This is a genomic window from Aquabacter sp. DMC10 (assembly GCF_056314145.1).
Map to the genome: position 1 here is coordinate 535,130 of NZ_JBQUYX010000004.1, position 15,087 is coordinate 550,216.

Here is a 15,087-nt window from a genome sequence, read left to right on the forward strand (position 1 = left end):
GGCTCCATTCGTTGGCTGCCTACTAAATATAGTCGCGCCATCCCTGTTAACAAGTCGTAAACGTCCTTGGCCCGACGCGGGTTTCGGCCCGTTTGGCCCTGTGGACAAGGCGGGCCGGCGGGCCCCAGCGTTATGCACGTCATCCACAGCCGGCGAACCAACAATCGCGCGGTGTGTCTTTCGCGCGTCATGCGGGGGATTGGCCCCGCTACCGACGCGCGAACAGTTTCTCCACGTCCGACAACGAGAGCGTGACGAAGGTGGGCCGTCCGTGATTGCACTCGCCGGAATTGGGGGTCGCCTCCATCTCCCGCAGGAGGGCGTTCATCTCTTCCAACCGCAGGCGGCGGCCGGCGCGCACGGAGCCGTGGCAGGCCATGGTGGCGGCCACATGGAGGAGGCGGCGCTCCAGGGGCAAGGCATCGTCCCATTCGGCCGCATGCTCGGCGAGGTCGCGCACCAGGCGGGTGGTATCGGCCTCCTTCAGCAGCGCCGGCACCTCGCGCACCAGCACCGCGCCATGGCCGAAGGATTCCAGCACCAGGCCGAGCCGCTCCAGGTCGCCCGCCCGCTCGGCGAGGCGATCGGCCTCCGCCGGGTCGAGATCCACCACCACGGGCACCAGGAGCCCCTGGCGGGCGACCCCGTCGCGCTCCAGGGCGTGCTTTAATTTCTCATAGACGAGCCGCTCATGGGCGGCGTGCTGGTCCACCAGCACCATCCCTGAGCGGGTCTGGGCGACGATATAGGTCTCGTGCAATTGCGCCCGCGCGGCGCCCAGCGGCCGGTCGAGATCGGCCGCCTCCAGGGGGCCGAAGGCGGGGCGGGCATCCACGGAGGGCGCGCCCAGCTCGAAGGCCGATTGCACCGGCTCCGCCAGCACGGCGGCGGCCACGGGATCGACAGCCAGCGGCCGGGCGGGGGAGGCGCGCCAGTCATGGCCGCCGGCGGGCAGGGGCTCGGGCGCGCGGAACCGGCCGGACCAGCCGCCATCGGGGCGGGGCAGGGGGCGGGGAAGGCCGGGGGGCAGGGCGGGCGATGCCGGTCCCCCTTCCAGTTCCGGCGCGCGGGCCAGCGCCACCAGGCGATCCGCCATGGTGGCGGCGGTGCTGGGGGCACGCTCGGCCAAGGCAGTGGAGAGGGTGCGGACGATGAGCGCGCGGATGTTGCCGCCATCGCGGAAGCGCACCTCGGTCTTGGCCGGGTGGACATTCACATCCACCTCGCGCGGATCGAGGGTGATGAAGAGAGCCAGCAGCGGGTGGCGGTCGGAGGGCAGCAGGTCCGCATAGGCGCCGCGCACCGCGCCCATGAGCAGCTTGTCGCGCACCGGGCGGCCATTCACGAACAGGAATTGGGAGAGGGAATTGGCCTTGGAGAAGGTGGGCAGGCCGGCGAGGCCCTCCAGCCGCGCCCCCTCCCTCATCCCCTCCACCGGGATCACATTGCGCCCGGCCTCGGCGCCCAGCACATCGGCCATGCGGGCGGCGCGGCCCTCCGGGTCATCGGCGCGGGCGGGAAAGGTGAGGGGGCCGCGCTCTTCGGCCACCAGAGTGAAGGCGACGTCCGGACGGGCGAGCGCCAGGCGCCGCACCACGTCGGTGGCCGCCGCCGCTTCCGCCCGGTCGGATTTCAGGAATTTCAGCCGCGCCGGGGTGGCGAAGAAGAGGTCGCGCACTTCCACCCGCGTGCCGGCGCCGAGCGCCGCCGGCCGCACCGCCGAGACCACCCCGGCCTCCACTTTGATCTCGAAGGCATGGGGCGCGCCCTTCAGGCGCGAGGTGATGGACAGCCGCGCCACCGAGCCGATGGAGGGCAGCGCCTCGCCCCGAAAGCCCAAAGTGGAGATGGCGAGCAGATCCTCGTCCGGCAGCTTGGAGGTGGCGTGCCGCTCGACGCAGAGCGCCAATTCGTCCGGCCCCATGCCGGAGCCGTCATCGGCCACCCGGATCAGCCGCCGCCCGCCGCCATCGATCACCACCTCGATGGCCCGGGCGCCTGCATCCAGCGCATTCTCCACCAATTCCTTCACCACGGCCGCCGGCCGCTCCACCACCTCGCCGGCGGCGATGCGGTCGATCAGGATGGGGGGCAGGCGACGGATGGGCATGGCACGGCTCGAAACGGGACGATGGGACGCGGGGCGACTCGGAACAGATGTGGCCCCAGTATAGGCCGTCCGCGCCGGTCGCGCCGGGTTCCCTGGCGAGAGGGGACCGTCGGGCAGACCGGGCTATTTTTGTTCATTCCCCGCCCGGGCGTCCCCGCCTTACCTTCCGCCCCGCGGCGACGGGCCGCTTGAGGACGCGGCACGCGGGCGGGGGCCAACAGCCGATGACCGGATCAAGGACCATTGTCTCCATTCAATATCTGCGCGCGCTCGCGGCGCTCACCGTGGTGCTGCACCATGCGCGCAACCCCGACCCCGGCCTGTTCAATCCCTTGAGCGGCTTCAATATCGGGGTTGCCGGCGTCTATGTCTTCTTCGTCATCAGCGGCTTCATCATGTATCGGGTGGGCCGCACGGAGACCCCGCTGCGTTTCCTCTATCGCCGCATCGTGCGGGTGGTGCCGCTCTATTGGATCTGCACCACCATCGCGGCGGTGCTGCTCTACAAGGTGCAGGACTGGGCGCCGCGGGCCCATGAATTCTTCATGAGCTATGTCTATTCGCTCTTCTTCATTCCCCACTATTCGCTGAAATGGCCGGACGAATTGTGGCCCATCCTCATCCCCGGATGGACGCTGAATTACGAGATGTTCTTCTACGCCATCTTCGCTCTGTCCCTGGCGCTTGGGGCGGTGCTGCTGGTCAATAGCCTCGTCATCCTGGCCCTGGTGGCGGTGGGCGCGCTGGTGGCGGTGAGCGGGCCGGTGCTTCTGACCTATACGGACTATATCCTGCTCTATTTCCTCATGGGGCTGTTCATCGGCTGGATGTACGACACCCGCGACCTGTCCCGATGGGGCTTCTGCCTGCCGCTGGGGGGCGCTCTCATCCTCCTGGCCATTGCCTTTGGCGGGCGGGCGGAGGACCTCCTCCTCTTCCTCGGCGCCCCCCTTCTGGTGCTGGGAGGCCTTGCCAACGAGCCGCGCCTCGCCCGCTGGAACTGCCGCCTGCTGCAGCGGCTGGGGGATGCCAGCTATTCCATCTATCTCACCCACGCTTTGTTCATCTTCGGGCTGCGCGCGGTGTTCGTGCACCATATGCCCTATGGCTGGCTGCAATTTACCAGCTGGATCGCCACCGCCCTGATCTCAGCGAGCCTCGTCGGCCTCCTCGTCCACCACTGGGTGGAAGTGCCCCTGACGCGGGCTTTGTCGGGGCGGGGGAAGCGGGCGGCGGTGGTGTGAGGGGGCGAGGGGGCGAGTGGCGGGGGTGGGTGCGCCTGATCAGCCCGAGATGGCGCTCGCGGGAGCATCCGGTGCATTCGCGCCGGCGGCGATGCGGTCGATCAGGATGGGGGGCAGGCGACGGATGGGCATGGAAAGCGCGGACGCTTCGACTCAGGGGACGGGAGTGGGGAGTATAGGGCAGAGGGCAAGGGATGGGGGGCATCTGAGATCTGGTGGGAAGGAGACTGTTCGGTATCGGACGGCATCCGTGCAAAAGGCGACGTTGGAGTGTGCTGTAGTGTGATAGCAGCGCGCCCTCATGTCGGCCGTTGAAGCAATAGGTGTCATCGCCTTAGATCCGCCGTGTCCTTTCAGGAAAGCGCCAATTGCGAAGATACGGAAGCCGACTGGCACCACTACATGCGCCGGATCAGGTTCTTTATCCAGCTCATACTGAACTCGATTGCCCATTCTGTTTGTGGTCTCGTCAGCGACGGCATGGTTGAGCTACCAGCCCCATGCCCGAATGGATTTCGAACGTGGGTGAAGAAGTCTTTGATCGAGGCACTTTCCCAAGGGACTATGAAGGCATTTGTCTTAGAGCAGAGGTTATCAATATAATTGTGGGCACCCCTCTCTTTTCCATGCGTCCACCCTTTGGTGTCGGAGATGATTTTGATCGTGCTTTCCAACGCTCGTGCCGCATAAAAAGCAGGGTCCCTGCCGTCACTGTCGCGGAGGTCGAGCGCCTCTTTCATGTCGATATCAACGTTTTGCCATTGTGGGGCTGCCAGGAGAGACCAAAAGGGGGTCTCAACCTCGATCTGCACCAGATCGTCGGTCACTATCTGAATGAAGCCGTTATGGTAATTCAAAGGATATCTGGCTTGGCGGAAGCGAGTGTTCAACTCGTCTACAGCGGTTTGAAATGCCTTTGTTAGCATAGCGCGTCGAGCGCGGGCACCGTCTTCTGGATTTCCAGGCACTCTCAGTCCTGGGCGGGTGAGCGATGCAAGTAGCTTCTCGCCATCCGTTACATCCCTAGCATTCATTGCTGCAATATCGGCTTCCTTGGCGCGGAAGCCAAGTTCGATGAGGCTCAACCGCTCCTTTAAGTGGGTATCTGGTGAACCGGCAGGGGGCTGGGTCAGCCACTTTTCGCAGACCGAAAGCATGGTATTTTTGAACGACTGAACTCGCCCATTGGTGGTATAGTATGACCAGTTTTGGGAAAGCTCTTTCACGCCAAGTTCGCGTGACAGGCTGCTTTCAAGAGTCGTCCAGAAACTGACGGATGCAGAATTCTCCTGACCATCCAGATAGTAAGGCGCCAGGTCTTCCGCGAGGATACGGAACGATTGGACAAGCAGGCGACTGTCCCGCTCTTCAAACGCTGCACGAAGCTGAACTCCTTCGTATCGGCGAGCAAAAATATCGACAAGCATGGGGTTTATCCGTCACGGCGACCGGGCGTTTCGGTCGTTAGCATCGATCTTTTTTCAGTTTGATGTCCAGGAGATTGCTCGCTCTCGCTTCAAGTAGGCGTTCAGCAACTAATTTACGCCGGTCTCCAATAGACGGAATCCCCCAGGCTCGACTGCCCGCATAACAATCCAAGATGCGCCCAGTGAAGCCGGTCATCGTCCGTGGTTGGATTCCGGCGAGAGAGTTTTGCTTCATCTGACCCACCTGGTGCGATGACAGCACTTTGACGCCATCAGGCTCATACACCCAGACGTAAACGCCTTGGCGTTCTGCTATTGCCTCCATACGGCGGCAAGCATCTTTCAGCTCGGTGCGGTTGATGTTGCGGTCATACTTCGCCTGGATAAAAATGCCTTTGTCAAAGCCGTCAGCCCCATCGAGCGAGATCGACAGGAAAAGGTCCGCGCCGAAAAGCTTTTCCATCGAGTTTGGTCCGCGATCCGGCAATGACTGGGCTATTACTCGAAAGATATATTCTCCTGCCTGCGAGTTATCCAACCTGTCTTCCAGGCGCTGGCACAATCGCGACGTGATCTCGGCTTCCTGCACCACACTGACACCGCCTGCGGTGTGTGAGTACAAGTCCGCCACGAGATCATCCACCGCCCCGCCAAGCCGATCCATTATGAGGCGGCGGTTTTCATCGTCCAACATCTTACCCCCATTGATGCGATGCAATCTTGCCGAGCATTACAGAAAATTGTGCCTAATCACACTGGCTCCTAAACTGAGCCAACATGAAATTTTTAAATTTAAGCGGCAGATGCACAGTCAGGCAAAGAAGCGGAGACGTCCAAATAGAGCGCAGCATGTCATTAGAACAGAAAATGCCGCTCTCGGCTCCAAATGTAACGGAGGAGAATTCAAGGCGATTGGCAGCTTTCAGGGACTACTCACGAGCCGCTGAACGACCGAAATGGGCTCGGGACCAGACCTGCATGAACGCTTCCAATAATATCCTCTTCTGTCGCGACCCCCACCGCCGGGCGGCCCCCCCCCGGGCCGCCCGCCCGCTCGTTCCCTCACACCGTAACCAACGGCTTCAACCCCGCCTCGATCCGCGCCCGGCGCCCCTCCAGGAAGGGCGGGAGGGACAGCTTTTCGCCCAGGCTCTCCAGCGGCTCGTCGGTGGCAAAGCCGGGGCCGTCGGTGGCCAGTTCAAAGAGGATGCCGTTGGGCTCGCGGAAATAGAGGCTGCGGAAATAGAAGCGGTCCACGGGGCCGGAGGAGGGCACGCGCAGGGAAGCGAGGCGCTCGGCCCAGGCGTCGTATTGCGCAAAGTCCGGCACCCGGAAGGCCACATGGTGCACGCCGCCCGCGCCCTGGCCGGCAGGGCGGAGCTTCGGCTCGATGCGCACGTGAAGCTCGGCGGCCGGGCCCCCTTCGCCCATCTCATAGACGGCCACGTCCGCGCCATCGGCCTGGTAGATGCGGGCCTGGCGCATGTTCATCACATGGGTGAGCACCGCGTCGGTGGGGGCAAGGTCCGGCACCGAGAGGGTGATGGGGCCGAGGCCGCGGATCTGGTGATCGGCGGGCACGGGGCTCTTCTCCCACGGCACGCCGGGGCCGGTGCCGCCATCGGCCAGCAAGGTCAGGCGCTGGCCTTCCTTGTCCTCGAAATCCAGCACGGTGCGCCCGTCGCGGGACACGAGCCCGGAGGATGCGAGCCCCTTCTCCTTCAGCCGCCCGGCCCAGAAATCGAGCGCCGCCTCGTCGCGCACCCGAAGGCCGGTGCGCACGATGGCATGGGTGCCGCGCCGCTCGGGCGCCGCTGGCCAGTCGAAGAAGGTGATGTCGGTGCCGGGATTGGCTTCGCCGTCCGCATAAAAGAGGTGGTAGGCGGAGGTGTCGTCCTGGTTCACCGTCTTCTTGACGAGGCGCAGGCCCAGCGTGTCCGTGTAGAAATGGTGATTATAGGCCGCATCCGCCGTGATGGCGGTGAGGTGGTGAATGCCGGTGAGCTGCATGGTGCCTCTCCTGTCGGCGGGCGATCGCCGCCGAAAAATGGGAAACCCTGGCCCGCCTGTTCCCGCTCCACCGAGGGGGGAGGCGGGGGCGTTGAGGGCGTTGATGCACAGTTAGGGCCTCGAACCCGGGATTGCGATCTGCGCTTTCGCAAACGGGGCTTGCGAGGCGGCATGGCCGGCCATTCAGAGGCTTCCCTCCGCGCCCCTGCGGCGATATGGGCTTGGCCCATGTCCTATGCGGTGAAGGAAATGTTCAAGACCCTCCAGGGCGAGGGCGCCCAGGCGGGTCGGGCGGCGGTGTTCTGCCGTTTCGCCGGCTGCAACCTGTGGTCGGGGCGCGAGGAGGATCGCGCCACCGCCGTGTGCCGCTTCTGCGACACGGATTTTGTCGGCATGGATGGCGAGGGCGGCGGGCGCTTCGCGGATGCGGCCGCGCTGGCGGCGGCGCTCTCCCGCGTGTGGGGGCCGGAGCGGGCACGGCGGCTGGTGGTCTTCACCGGCGGCGAGCCGCTGCTGCAACTGGATGACGCCTTGGTGGAAGCCGCCCATGCGGAAGGCTTCGAGATCGCCATCGAGACCAACGGCACCTTGCTGCCGCCCGCCGGCATCGACTGGATCTGCGTCAGCCCCAAGGCGGGCGCGGCGCTCAATCTCACCGCCGGCCAGGAATTGAAGCTGGTCTATCCGCAGGCGGGGCTCGACCCGGCGGATATGGCGGGCCTCGCCTTCACCCATTTCTTCCTGCAACCCATGGACGGCCCGGCGCGCGCCGAGAACACCGCCGCGGCGGTGGCCTATTGCCTCGACCACCCGCATTGGCGCCTCTCCGTCCAGACCCACAAGATGGTCGGCATCCCATGAAGATCACCCAGGCCTTCACCTTCGAGGCGGCCCATCGCCTGCCGAACGTGCCCCAGACCCACCGCTGCTTCCGCATGCACGGCCATTCCTACCGTGTGGAACTGGTGCTGGAGGGGCCGGTGGACGCCCATACGGGCTTCGTGGTGGATTTCTTCGACGTGGAAGCGGTGTTCGACCCCCTGTTGAAGCGGCTCGACCATTATTGCCTCAACGAGGTGGAGGGGCTGGAAAACCCCACCGCCGAGAACATCGCCATCTGGATCTGGGACCGGGCCAAGCCCCTCCTGCCGCCGCTCGCCACCGTGCGGGTGTTCGAGACGCCCCTCTCCTGGGCGGAATATGAGGGGCGCTGAGGCGATCAGCGGTCCAGCCGGCGGGCCAGCGGCCAAAGCGACAGGCCGAGCATCACATTGACCAGCGCCACCGCCACCAGCATGGCCAGCGTGGCATCCGCCCCGAAGCGGGCGAGGGCGAAGGCGCCGAGCGAAGGGGCGAGCGCCTGCGCCACCAGGCCGGGCCGCGCCAGCCGCCCCATGAGCGGCGCGTAGCGTTCGGCACCGAACAAGGCGAGGGGCAAGGTGCCCCGGGCGATGGAATAAATGCCGTTGCCGCCGCCATAAAGAATGATCGCCGCGGCCGGGCCCACAAGCCCCAGTTCCAGCAAGGCAAGCCCCCCTGCCACCATGGCCAAGGCCAGGGTGAGCGTCCAGAGCGGGTGGTGGCGCCCCCGCCCCGCCATTTCCAGCAGCCGGGCGCCCACTTGCGCCGGCCCCAGGAGCGTGCCGAGCGCCACGGCGGCGGACAGCTCCAGCCCCCGCGCCTGCAGCAGCGCGAGGAGCTGCACCGACAGCAGCGTCATCACCGTGCCGCCCAGCACCAGAATGGCGGCGAGAATGGCGAAGGGCGCCCGCTCCTTCGGCCGCAGCGCCATGGCCGGCGCCGGCGTTCCGGCGGGCGGAGCGGGAAGCGCCGGGGCGGCGGGAATGACGAACAGCGCCAGCGGCAGGCAGATGAAGACCTGCAGCGCCGCAAGGCTCGCGCAGGCCCCCCGCCAGCCCAGCATGTCCGCCAGCATGGCCGTCAGCGGCCAGCATATGGTGGAGGCAAAGCCGCCGAACAGGGTCAAGGTGGCGATGGCGCGCCGGGCCGAGGCGCCGTACAGCCGCGTCAGGGTGGAGAAGGCCGGATCATAGAGCCCGGTGCCCATGCCCAGCCCCAGCACGATCCAGGCGAGAAGGAAGATCGGCAGGCCGGGGGCGAAGGCCAGCATCAAAAGGCCGCTCGCCAGCAGCAAGGTGGAGGCCGCCAGCACCGGCCGCCCGCCATGGGCCCCGATGAAGCGCCCGACGGCGGGCGAAAGGAGCCCGCTCACCATCAGGCCCAGCGACACCCCGCTGATGACGAAGGTCAGCGGCCAGCCGGTGTCGGCGACGATGGGCCCCGCCAGCACGCCCAGGAGATAGAAGGACGAGCCCCAGGCAAAGATCATCATCACGCCCAGCGCGGCGATGACCGGCCAGCGCCGGGCGTGATCCTCATCCAGCATGGCGGGCACCCCGCGCGCTCAGACGGAGCGCATGAGCCCGCCGTCCACCTTGATGTTCTGCCCGGTGATGTAGCCGGCACCCTCCGAGGCGAGGAAGGCGATGGTGGCCGCGATCTCGGCGGCGGTGCCGTAGCGGCCCATGGGTACGGCGTCGCGGCGGGCGTCCTGCTGGGGCAGGCTGTCGATCCAGCCGGGTAGCACATTGTTCATGCGCACATTGTCGGGCGCATAGGTGTCGGCGAACAGCTTGGTGAAGGCGGCCAGCCCCGCCCTAAACACCGCGGAGGTCGGGAACATGGGGCTCGGCTCGAATGCCCAGGCGGTGGAGATGTTGATGATCGCGCCCGCCTTCTGCGCCTGCATGATCGGCGTCACCAGCCGGGTGGGGCGGATGACGTTGAGGAGATAGGTGTCCATCCCCCGGTGCCAGTCCTCGTCGGTGATGTCGAGAATGGCGGCGCGGGGGCCGTGGCCGGCGCTGTTCACCAGCACGTCGATGCGGCCGAAGGTGGAGACGGTGAGGTCCACCAGGCGCTTGAGGTCGTCATGGGACTGGTTGGAGCCGGTGACGCCGATACCGCTCAGTTCGGCGGCGAGCGCCTCGCCCTTGCCGGAGGAGGAGAGGATGGCGACCTTGAAGCCGTCCGCCGCCAGCCGCTTCGCCGCCGCAGCCCCCATGCCGGAACCGCCGGCCGTCACCACCGCCACCTTCTGATCGCCCATGGGATGTCCCTCCGTTCGCGGTCGGCCGGGTGTGCCGCCCTTGCGGCGGTCTTGGGCGCCAATTCGCGCCTTTCGTCAAGGCGCCCGGCGGGTCAGAGCTTGGGCATTTCCAGCGTGCCGCTCGGGCTCAATTTGTCCACCACCACGGGCAGATATTGCGCCATGAGGCCGGGCAGCATGGGGGCGGGCACGCCGATGGCGGCGGCCAGATCCCCCATGGTCATGGGGTCCACCGTTTCCATGATCTGCTCGCGGGTGAGGGGGAGATTCTCGCCCGGCGACAGCCAGGAGGCCACCTCGTCGCCAAATCCCGCCTCGCGGAAGCGCTCCAGCAGGCCGTCGAGGTCGCCATAGGGGCTGGAGGCGAGCGCCGCCTGGAGCTTGGCCGGCAGGCCGGCCATCATGGCCCCCGCGAGGCCGGAATTGATGAGGCCGCCCAGCCCGCCGCTGAGCTTGTCCAACAGGGCCATGGGCCGTCTTCCTTCTGGTCTTTGTACGTTTGATCAAAAAGCGCGAACCGGCCGCCGACGCAACCCGAACGATGGTCGCGGGGGCCCGGGCGATCACGCTTTCCTGAAGTCGGCCTTCCTAGCGCCCCCCGCGACGGAAAGCAGCCTTTGCTTTGCCCGCATCCTCCGCTAACGGCATTTGCATGATCTCCGCTCCGCTCTTCGCGGCGCTGGCCCTGATGACCGCGGTGGCGGTCATGGCCGTGCTGTGGCCGCTCAGTCGTCGACGTGCTCCCCGCGAGGCGCGGGAGGCGGACCTTGCCGTCTATCGCGACCAGCTGGCCGAACTGGACCGCGACCAGGCCGCCGGCCTTCTCTCGCCGGAACAGGCCCAGGGCGCGCGGGTGGAGGTGTCCCGCCGCATGCTGGCTGCGGCCGACCAGACGGGCGCCGATGCGCCTGCCCTCCCGGCAAAGGCCGGAACCGGCCGCCGGCGCATGGTGGCGGCGCTGGCGCTGGTGGCGGTGCCGGTGATCGGTGCCGGCCTCTATGCCTATCTGGGCTCGCCCGCCTTGCCGGGGGCGCCATTGGCCGAGCGTCTCGCCGCGCCCGCCGACCGAACGGATGTGGCCATCTTGGTGCGCAAGGTGGAGGAGCATCTGGCCGCCAATCCCACCGACGGCCAGGGCTATGAGTTGCTCGCCCCGGTCTATGTGCGCATGGGCCGCCTCGACGATGCGGTGCGCGCCTATGCCCAGGCCATCCGCATCCTCGGCTCCACCGCCGAGCGCCAGGCGGCCTTGGGCGAGACCTTGGTGCTGCGGGCCGACGGCATTGTGAACGAGGATGCCGCCCGGGCCTTCAAGGCCGCGCTGGCGCTTGAGCCGGACATGGCGAAGGCCCGCTATTTCCTGGGTCTCGCCGCCGAGCAGGACGGCCGGCGCGCCGAGGCGGTGGCCATCTGGACCAGGATGGTGGAAGAGGCGCCGCCGGGTGCGCCCTGGGTGGGCTTGGTGCGCGCCGCGCTCGCCCGTGCCGGCGCGCCGATGCCCGCGCCCGCGCCGGAAGCGAAGGCGCAGATGAAGCCGGCTTCGCCTCCGGCGTCTCCCGGACTGGCCATTCCCGGCCCCAGCGCCCAAGATGTGGCCGCGGCCTCGAACCTTTCGGCGGACCAGCGCTCGGCCATGGTGCAGGGCATGGTGGATCGCCTGGAGCAGCGGCTGAAGGCCTCTCCCAAGGATCTGGATGGCTGGCTTCGGCTGGCGCGCGCCTTCCAGGTGCTGGGCGAGCCGGCCAAGGCGCGCGGGGCGCTGGATCAGGCGCGGTCCGCCTTCAGCGGCGATGCCGAGGCCACCGCCCGGATCGACGCGGTGGCGCAGGAACTGGGCGTGGGCGGTTGAGCCGCGCCGCGTCCAGGAGAAGGTTCGGGGGAAGGCAGGGGCCAAGGTGGAGGGTGTGAGGACGTGACGCGAAAAGGTCGCCGCCTGGTTCTGATCGGGGTTGGGCTCGCCGTGCTCGGTCTTGCCGCAGGCCTGATCCTGACGGCGCTGAACGACACCATCGTCTTCTTCCGCACCCCGACCGAGGTGGCGGAGCACAAGGTCGCGCCTGGCACCCGCACCCGCCTCGGCGGGCTGGTGGAGACCGGCAGCCTGGTGAAAGAGGGCCCGTCCGTGCGCTTTGCCGTCACCGACGGCAATGCCCGCGTGACCATCGCCTATACTGGCATCCTGCCGGACCTGTTCCGGGAAGGGCAGGGCGTGGTGGCGGAAGGCGCCGTCCAGCCGGACGGCACCTTCAAGGCCGACACGGTGCTGGCCAAGCATGACGAGCGCTACATGCCGCGCGAGGTGGCCGATGCCCTGAAGCAGCAGGGCCATTGGATGGAGGACGCCCAGAAGGCCAAGCCCGGCGCGGCCGACGGTCCCGCCGCAGCAAAGCCCGCGTCCGCCAATCCCGCGCCACAGAAGCCCGCCTCCGGGAGCCTGACCCAATGATCGCCGAGCTCGGCCAATATGCCCTGATCCTGGCCCTGGCTCTGGCCCTGTTCCAGACCGTGGTCCCCGCCTGGGGAGCGGCGCGGGGCGACGGCGTGCTCATGGGGGTGGCGGTGCCGGTCGCCCTGGTGCTGTTCGGCTTCATCACCTTCGCCTTCGGGGCGCTGGTGGCGCTCTATCTCACGTCCGATTTCTCGGTGGTCAATGTGGTGGAGAATTCCCACTCGCAGATGCCCACCATCTACAAGATCACCAGCACCTGGGGGAATCACGAGGGCTCCATGCTCCTGTGGGTCTTCGTGCTCGCCACCTTCGGGGCGCTGGTGGCGGTGTTCGGCGCCAACCTGCCGGATCGCCTGCGGGCGAACGTGCTGGCGGTGCAGGGCTCGGTGGCGACCGCCTTCCTGCTGTTCATCCTTTTGACGTCCAACCCCTTCCTGCGGCTGGTTCCGGCGCCGGCGGAGGGGCGGGACCTCAATCCCATCCTCCAGGACCCTGGCCTCGCCATCCACCCGCCGCTCCTCTATCTCGGCTATGTCGGCCTCTCCATTTCCTTCTCCTTCGCCATGGCGGCGCTGATCGAGGGGCGGATCGATGCCGCCTGGGCGCGCTGGGTGCGGCCCTGGACGCTGGCGGCGTGGGTGTTCCTGACGCTGGGCATCGCCATGGGCTCCTACTGGGCCTATTACGAATTGGGCTGGGGCGGCTGGTGGTTCTGGGACCCGGTGGAGAATGCCTCCCTGATGCCGTGGCTCGCTGCCACCGCCTTGCTGCATTCCGCCGTGGTGATGGAAAAGCGCGACGCCCTGAAGGTGTGGACCATCCTTCTGGCGGTGCTTGCCTTCTCGCTCTCCCTCATCGGCACCTTCCTGGTGCGCTCGGGGGTGCTCACCTCCGTGCATGCCTTCGCCACCGATCCGGCGCGCGGCGTCTTCATCCTTGCCATCCTCACCGTCTTCATCGGCGGCGGCCTCGGCCTCTTCGCGCTCCGGGCAGGGGACTTGCGGCAGGGCGGCCTGTTCGCGCCGGTGTCCCGCGAGGGGGCGCTGGTGCTGAATAATCTATTCCTCACCGCGGCCACCGCCTCGGTGTTCGTGGGCACGCTCTATCCGCTGGCGCTGGAAGCCATCACCGACGACAAGATCACGGTGGGGCCACCCTTCTTCAACCTCACCTTCGGCGGTCTGATGCTGCCCCTTGTCTTCGCCATGCCCTTCGGCCCGCTGCTGGCCTGGAAGCGCGGCGACCTCCTGGGCGTGGGGCAGCGCCTGATGCTGGCAGCGGCGCTGGCCGTGGTGGCGGCGGTGGTGACGGCGGCGGCGGAGGGGCGCGGCCCGGTGCTCGCGCCGGTGGCCATCGGCATCGCGGTCTTCGTGATGATGGGCGCCCTGACCGACATTGCCGAGCGCTCCGGCTTTGCGCGCCTGCCCTTTTCCACGGCGCTGCGCCGGCTGCGCGGGCTGCCGCGCTCCGCCTTCGGCACGGCGGTGGCCCATTTCGGGGTGGGCCTGTGCCTGCTCGGCATCGTGTCCGAGAGCACCTGGAGCCTGGAGACCATCGGCGCGGTGCGGGTGGGCCAGTCCATCACCGTGGGCGCACGGGAGCTGACGCTCGCCCGCATGGAGAACCGCACCGGCCCCAATTATCGCGCCCGCGTCGCCGTCTTCGACATTCGCGAGGGCGGCGTCAGCCAGGGCACCATCGAGGCCGGCAAGCGCCAGTTCGCGGCGCGCCAGATGGGCACCACCGAATCGGGCATCCGCACCTTCGGGTTGAGCCAGCTTTATGTGGCCATGGGCGAGGAAAGCACCGACGGCGTGGTCTCCGTCCGCGCCACCTGGAAGCCCCTGGTGACGCTCATCTGGCTCGGCGCCGTGGTGATGGCGCTGGGCGGTGGCCTGTCCCTGGCCGACCGGCGCCTGCGGGTGGGGGCGCCGCGCACGGCCCGCCGGCGGGTCGCGGCCTCGGTTCCGGCGGAATAGCCATGCGCGTCCTGCTTCTCCTTCTCTCGCTGCTGGTGCCGCTGGGCACGGCGCCGGCCTATGCGGTGCAGCCCGACGAGGTGCTCTCCGACCCGGCGCTGGAAGCGCGGGCGCGGGAACTGTCCAAGGAATTGCGCTGCATGGTCTGTCAGAATCAGTCCATCGACGATTCCGACGCCCCGCTCGCCCGCGACCTGCGCCTCCTGGTGCGCGAGCGCCTCAAGGCCGGCGACAGCGATCGGCAGGTGCTGTCCTTCATGGTGGACCGCTACGGCGAGTTCGTGCTGATGCGCCCGGTGCTGTCCTGGCGCAATGCCCTGCTATGGGGTGCGCCCATCCTGGCCGTGATGCTGGGCGGCGTCGTGGTGCTCCTCGCCCTGCGCCGGCGCGGCGCCCCGCCCGAGGTGGCCCGCCTGACACCGGACGAGGAAGCGCGCATCGCCCGCCTGCTGGCCAGCGAGCCCGGCGAGGAGCGCTGAGGCCTGGGTCGCTTCAGAGTGTCATGTAGACACGGAAGCGACCTGCCTCCGTGTTTGGCCGCACGTCCTTCACGCGCGGCGGGTTCCGTTCGCTCGGAAAGCGTTCTGAACCGGCGCGCACCCCCGATCCTCCCCGACCGCTGCCACCAAGCGCCGTCCCGACGGAACCGGTGATCTGCATCTGATGGTGCGGCATCACGCGACCGGGGGGCGATCTGCCTCCCGGTGGCGTGTGCCGCAACGGGCCGCTTGACAGCGG

At 67.5% G+C, this 15,087-nt stretch carries 14 protein-coding genes; 7 read left to right on the forward strand and 7 right to left on the reverse strand.

The annotated features are described in order from the left end of the window. Positions 1-208: 208 nt before the first annotated feature. A complete protein-coding gene (gene mutL / locus ACT54L_RS14080) occupies positions 209-2,110 on the reverse strand; it encodes a DNA mismatch repair endonuclease MutL (protein WP_476086245.1) in 1,902 nt (633 codons plus the stop codon). Between the two features lie 224 nt (positions 2,111-2,334). Between mutL and ACT54L_RS14085 the strand changes: the two genes are divergently transcribed. Next, positions 2,335-3,354, forward strand: coding sequence for an acyltransferase family protein (locus ACT54L_RS14085; protein ID WP_476086246.1), 1,020 nt, complete (start codon positions 2,335-2,337; stop codon positions 3,352-3,354). 398 nt (positions 3,355-3,752) lie between these two features. Here the strand turns inward: ACT54L_RS14085 and ACT54L_RS14090 are convergent, their stop codons facing one another. From ACT54L_RS14090 to ACT54L_RS14100, 3 genes are all read right to left on the reverse strand, one after another. After that, positions 3,753-4,781 carry an AbiJ-NTD4 domain-containing protein gene (locus ACT54L_RS14090; RefSeq protein WP_476086247.1) on the reverse strand — a complete coding sequence of 343 codons (1,029 nt, stop codon included), beginning with the start codon at positions 4,779-4,781 and terminating at the stop codon, positions 3,753-3,755. Positions 4,782-4,818: 37 nt separating this feature from the next. After that, entirely contained in the window at positions 4,819-5,475 is a 657-nt protein-coding gene (locus tag ACT54L_RS14095) for a hypothetical protein (RefSeq protein ID WP_476086248.1), read from the reverse strand. Between the two features lie 368 nt (positions 5,476-5,843). Continuing rightward, a complete protein-coding gene (locus ACT54L_RS14100) occupies positions 5,844-6,791 on the reverse strand; it encodes a ring-cleaving dioxygenase (RefSeq protein ID WP_476086249.1) in 948 nt (315 codons plus the stop codon). A 228-nt stretch (positions 6,792-7,019) separates the two neighbouring features. On the opposite strand from ACT54L_RS14100, the gene queE reads away from it, so the two are divergent. Further along, positions 7,020-7,652 carry a 7-carboxy-7-deazaguanine synthase gene (gene queE, locus ACT54L_RS14105; protein ID WP_476086250.1) on the forward strand — a complete coding sequence of 211 codons (633 nt, stop codon included), beginning with the start codon at positions 7,020-7,022 and terminating at the stop codon, positions 7,650-7,652. Continuing rightward, entirely contained in the window at positions 7,649-8,005 is a 357-nt protein-coding gene (gene queD / locus ACT54L_RS14110; RefSeq protein WP_476086251.1) for a 6-carboxytetrahydropterin synthase QueD, read from the forward strand. Before queE ends, queD begins: the two co-directional genes overlap by 4 nt. Positions 8,006-8,010: 5 nt before the next feature. Here the strand turns inward: queD and ACT54L_RS14115 are convergent, their stop codons facing one another. The 3 genes from ACT54L_RS14115 to ACT54L_RS14125 all read right to left on the reverse strand — a co-directional run bounded on the left by ACT54L_RS14115 (position 8,011) and on the right by ACT54L_RS14125 (position 10,391). Next, positions 8,011-9,198: an MFS transporter gene (locus tag ACT54L_RS14115; RefSeq protein WP_476086252.1), complete on the reverse strand. Its 1,188-nt coding sequence runs from the start codon at positions 9,196-9,198 to the stop codon at positions 8,011-8,013. Between the two features lie 18 nt (positions 9,199-9,216). Beyond that, a complete protein-coding gene (locus tag ACT54L_RS14120) occupies positions 9,217-9,921 on the reverse strand; it encodes an SDR family oxidoreductase (RefSeq protein ID WP_476086253.1) in 705 nt (234 codons plus the stop codon). 92 nt (positions 9,922-10,013) lie between these two features. Beyond that, on the reverse strand, positions 10,014-10,391 hold the full coding sequence (locus tag ACT54L_RS14125) for a YidB family protein (RefSeq protein ID WP_476086254.1): 378 nt from the start codon (positions 10,389-10,391) through the stop codon (positions 10,014-10,016). A 182-nt stretch (positions 10,392-10,573) separates the two neighbouring features. Here ACT54L_RS14125 and ccmI point away from each other — a divergent pair, with 182 nt between their 5' ends. From ccmI to ACT54L_RS14145, 4 genes are all read left to right on the forward strand, one after another. Then, positions 10,574-11,770 (forward strand): c-type cytochrome biogenesis protein CcmI, encoded by a 1,197-nt coding sequence (gene ccmI / locus ACT54L_RS14130; protein WP_476086255.1) that lies wholly within the window; start codon positions 10,574-10,576, stop codon positions 11,768-11,770. Between the two features lie 63 nt (positions 11,771-11,833). After that, entirely contained in the window at positions 11,834-12,367 is a 534-nt protein-coding gene (gene ccmE, locus ACT54L_RS14135) for a cytochrome c maturation protein CcmE (RefSeq protein WP_476086256.1), read from the forward strand. Continuing rightward, on the forward strand, positions 12,364-14,349 hold the full coding sequence (locus ACT54L_RS14140) for a heme lyase CcmF/NrfE family subunit (protein ID WP_476086257.1): 1,986 nt from the start codon (positions 12,364-12,366) through the stop codon (positions 14,347-14,349). The genes ccmE and ACT54L_RS14140 overlap by 4 nt, the downstream gene beginning before the upstream one ends. Before the next feature lie 2 nt (positions 14,350-14,351). Continuing rightward, positions 14,352-14,828, forward strand: coding sequence for a cytochrome c-type biogenesis protein (locus tag ACT54L_RS14145; protein WP_476086258.1), 477 nt, complete (start codon positions 14,352-14,354; stop codon positions 14,826-14,828). The last annotated feature ends 259 nt before the right edge of the window (positions 14,829-15,087 follow it).

Bases quoted from the DNA above. Each gene is read 5' to 3' on its own strand.
- ACT54L_RS14115 (WP_476086252.1), bottom strand. From the start codon at position 9,198: ATGCTGGATGAGGATCACGCCCGGCGCTGGCCGGTCATCGCCGCGCTG.
- ACT54L_RS14100 (WP_476086249.1), bottom strand. From the start codon at position 6,791: ATGCAGCTCACCGGCATTCACCACCTCACCGCCATCACGGCGGATGCG.
- ACT54L_RS14125 (WP_476086254.1), bottom strand. From the start codon at position 10,391: ATGGCCCTGTTGGACAAGCTCAGCGGCGGGCTGGGCGGCCTCATCAAT.
- ACT54L_RS14120 (WP_476086253.1), bottom strand. From the start codon at position 9,921: ATGGGCGATCAGAAGGTGGCGGTGGTGACGGCCGGCGGTTCCGGCATG.
- ACT54L_RS14145 (WP_476086258.1), top strand. From the start codon at position 14,352: ATGCGCGTCCTGCTTCTCCTTCTCTCGCTGCTGGTGCCGCTGGGCACG.
- ACT54L_RS14085 (WP_476086246.1), top strand. From the start codon at position 2,335: ATGACCGGATCAAGGACCATTGTCTCCATTCAATATCTGCGCGCGCTC.
- ACT54L_RS14090 (WP_476086247.1), bottom strand. From the start codon at position 4,781: ATGCTTGTCGATATTTTTGCTCGCCGATACGAAGGAGTTCAGCTTCGT.
- ACT54L_RS14095 (WP_476086248.1), bottom strand. From the start codon at position 5,475: ATGTTGGACGATGAAAACCGCCGCCTCATAATGGATCGGCTTGGCGGG.
- ccmI (WP_476086255.1), top strand. From the start codon at position 10,574: ATGATCTCCGCTCCGCTCTTCGCGGCGCTGGCCCTGATGACCGCGGTG.
- mutL (WP_476086245.1), bottom strand. From the start codon at position 2,110: ATGCCCATCCGTCGCCTGCCCCCCATCCTGATCGACCGCATCGCCGCC.
- ACT54L_RS14140 (WP_476086257.1), top strand. From the start codon at position 12,364: ATGATCGCCGAGCTCGGCCAATATGCCCTGATCCTGGCCCTGGCTCTG.
- queD (WP_476086251.1), top strand. From the start codon at position 7,649: ATGAAGATCACCCAGGCCTTCACCTTCGAGGCGGCCCATCGCCTGCCG.
- queE (WP_476086250.1), top strand. From the start codon at position 7,020: ATGTCCTATGCGGTGAAGGAAATGTTCAAGACCCTCCAGGGCGAGGGC.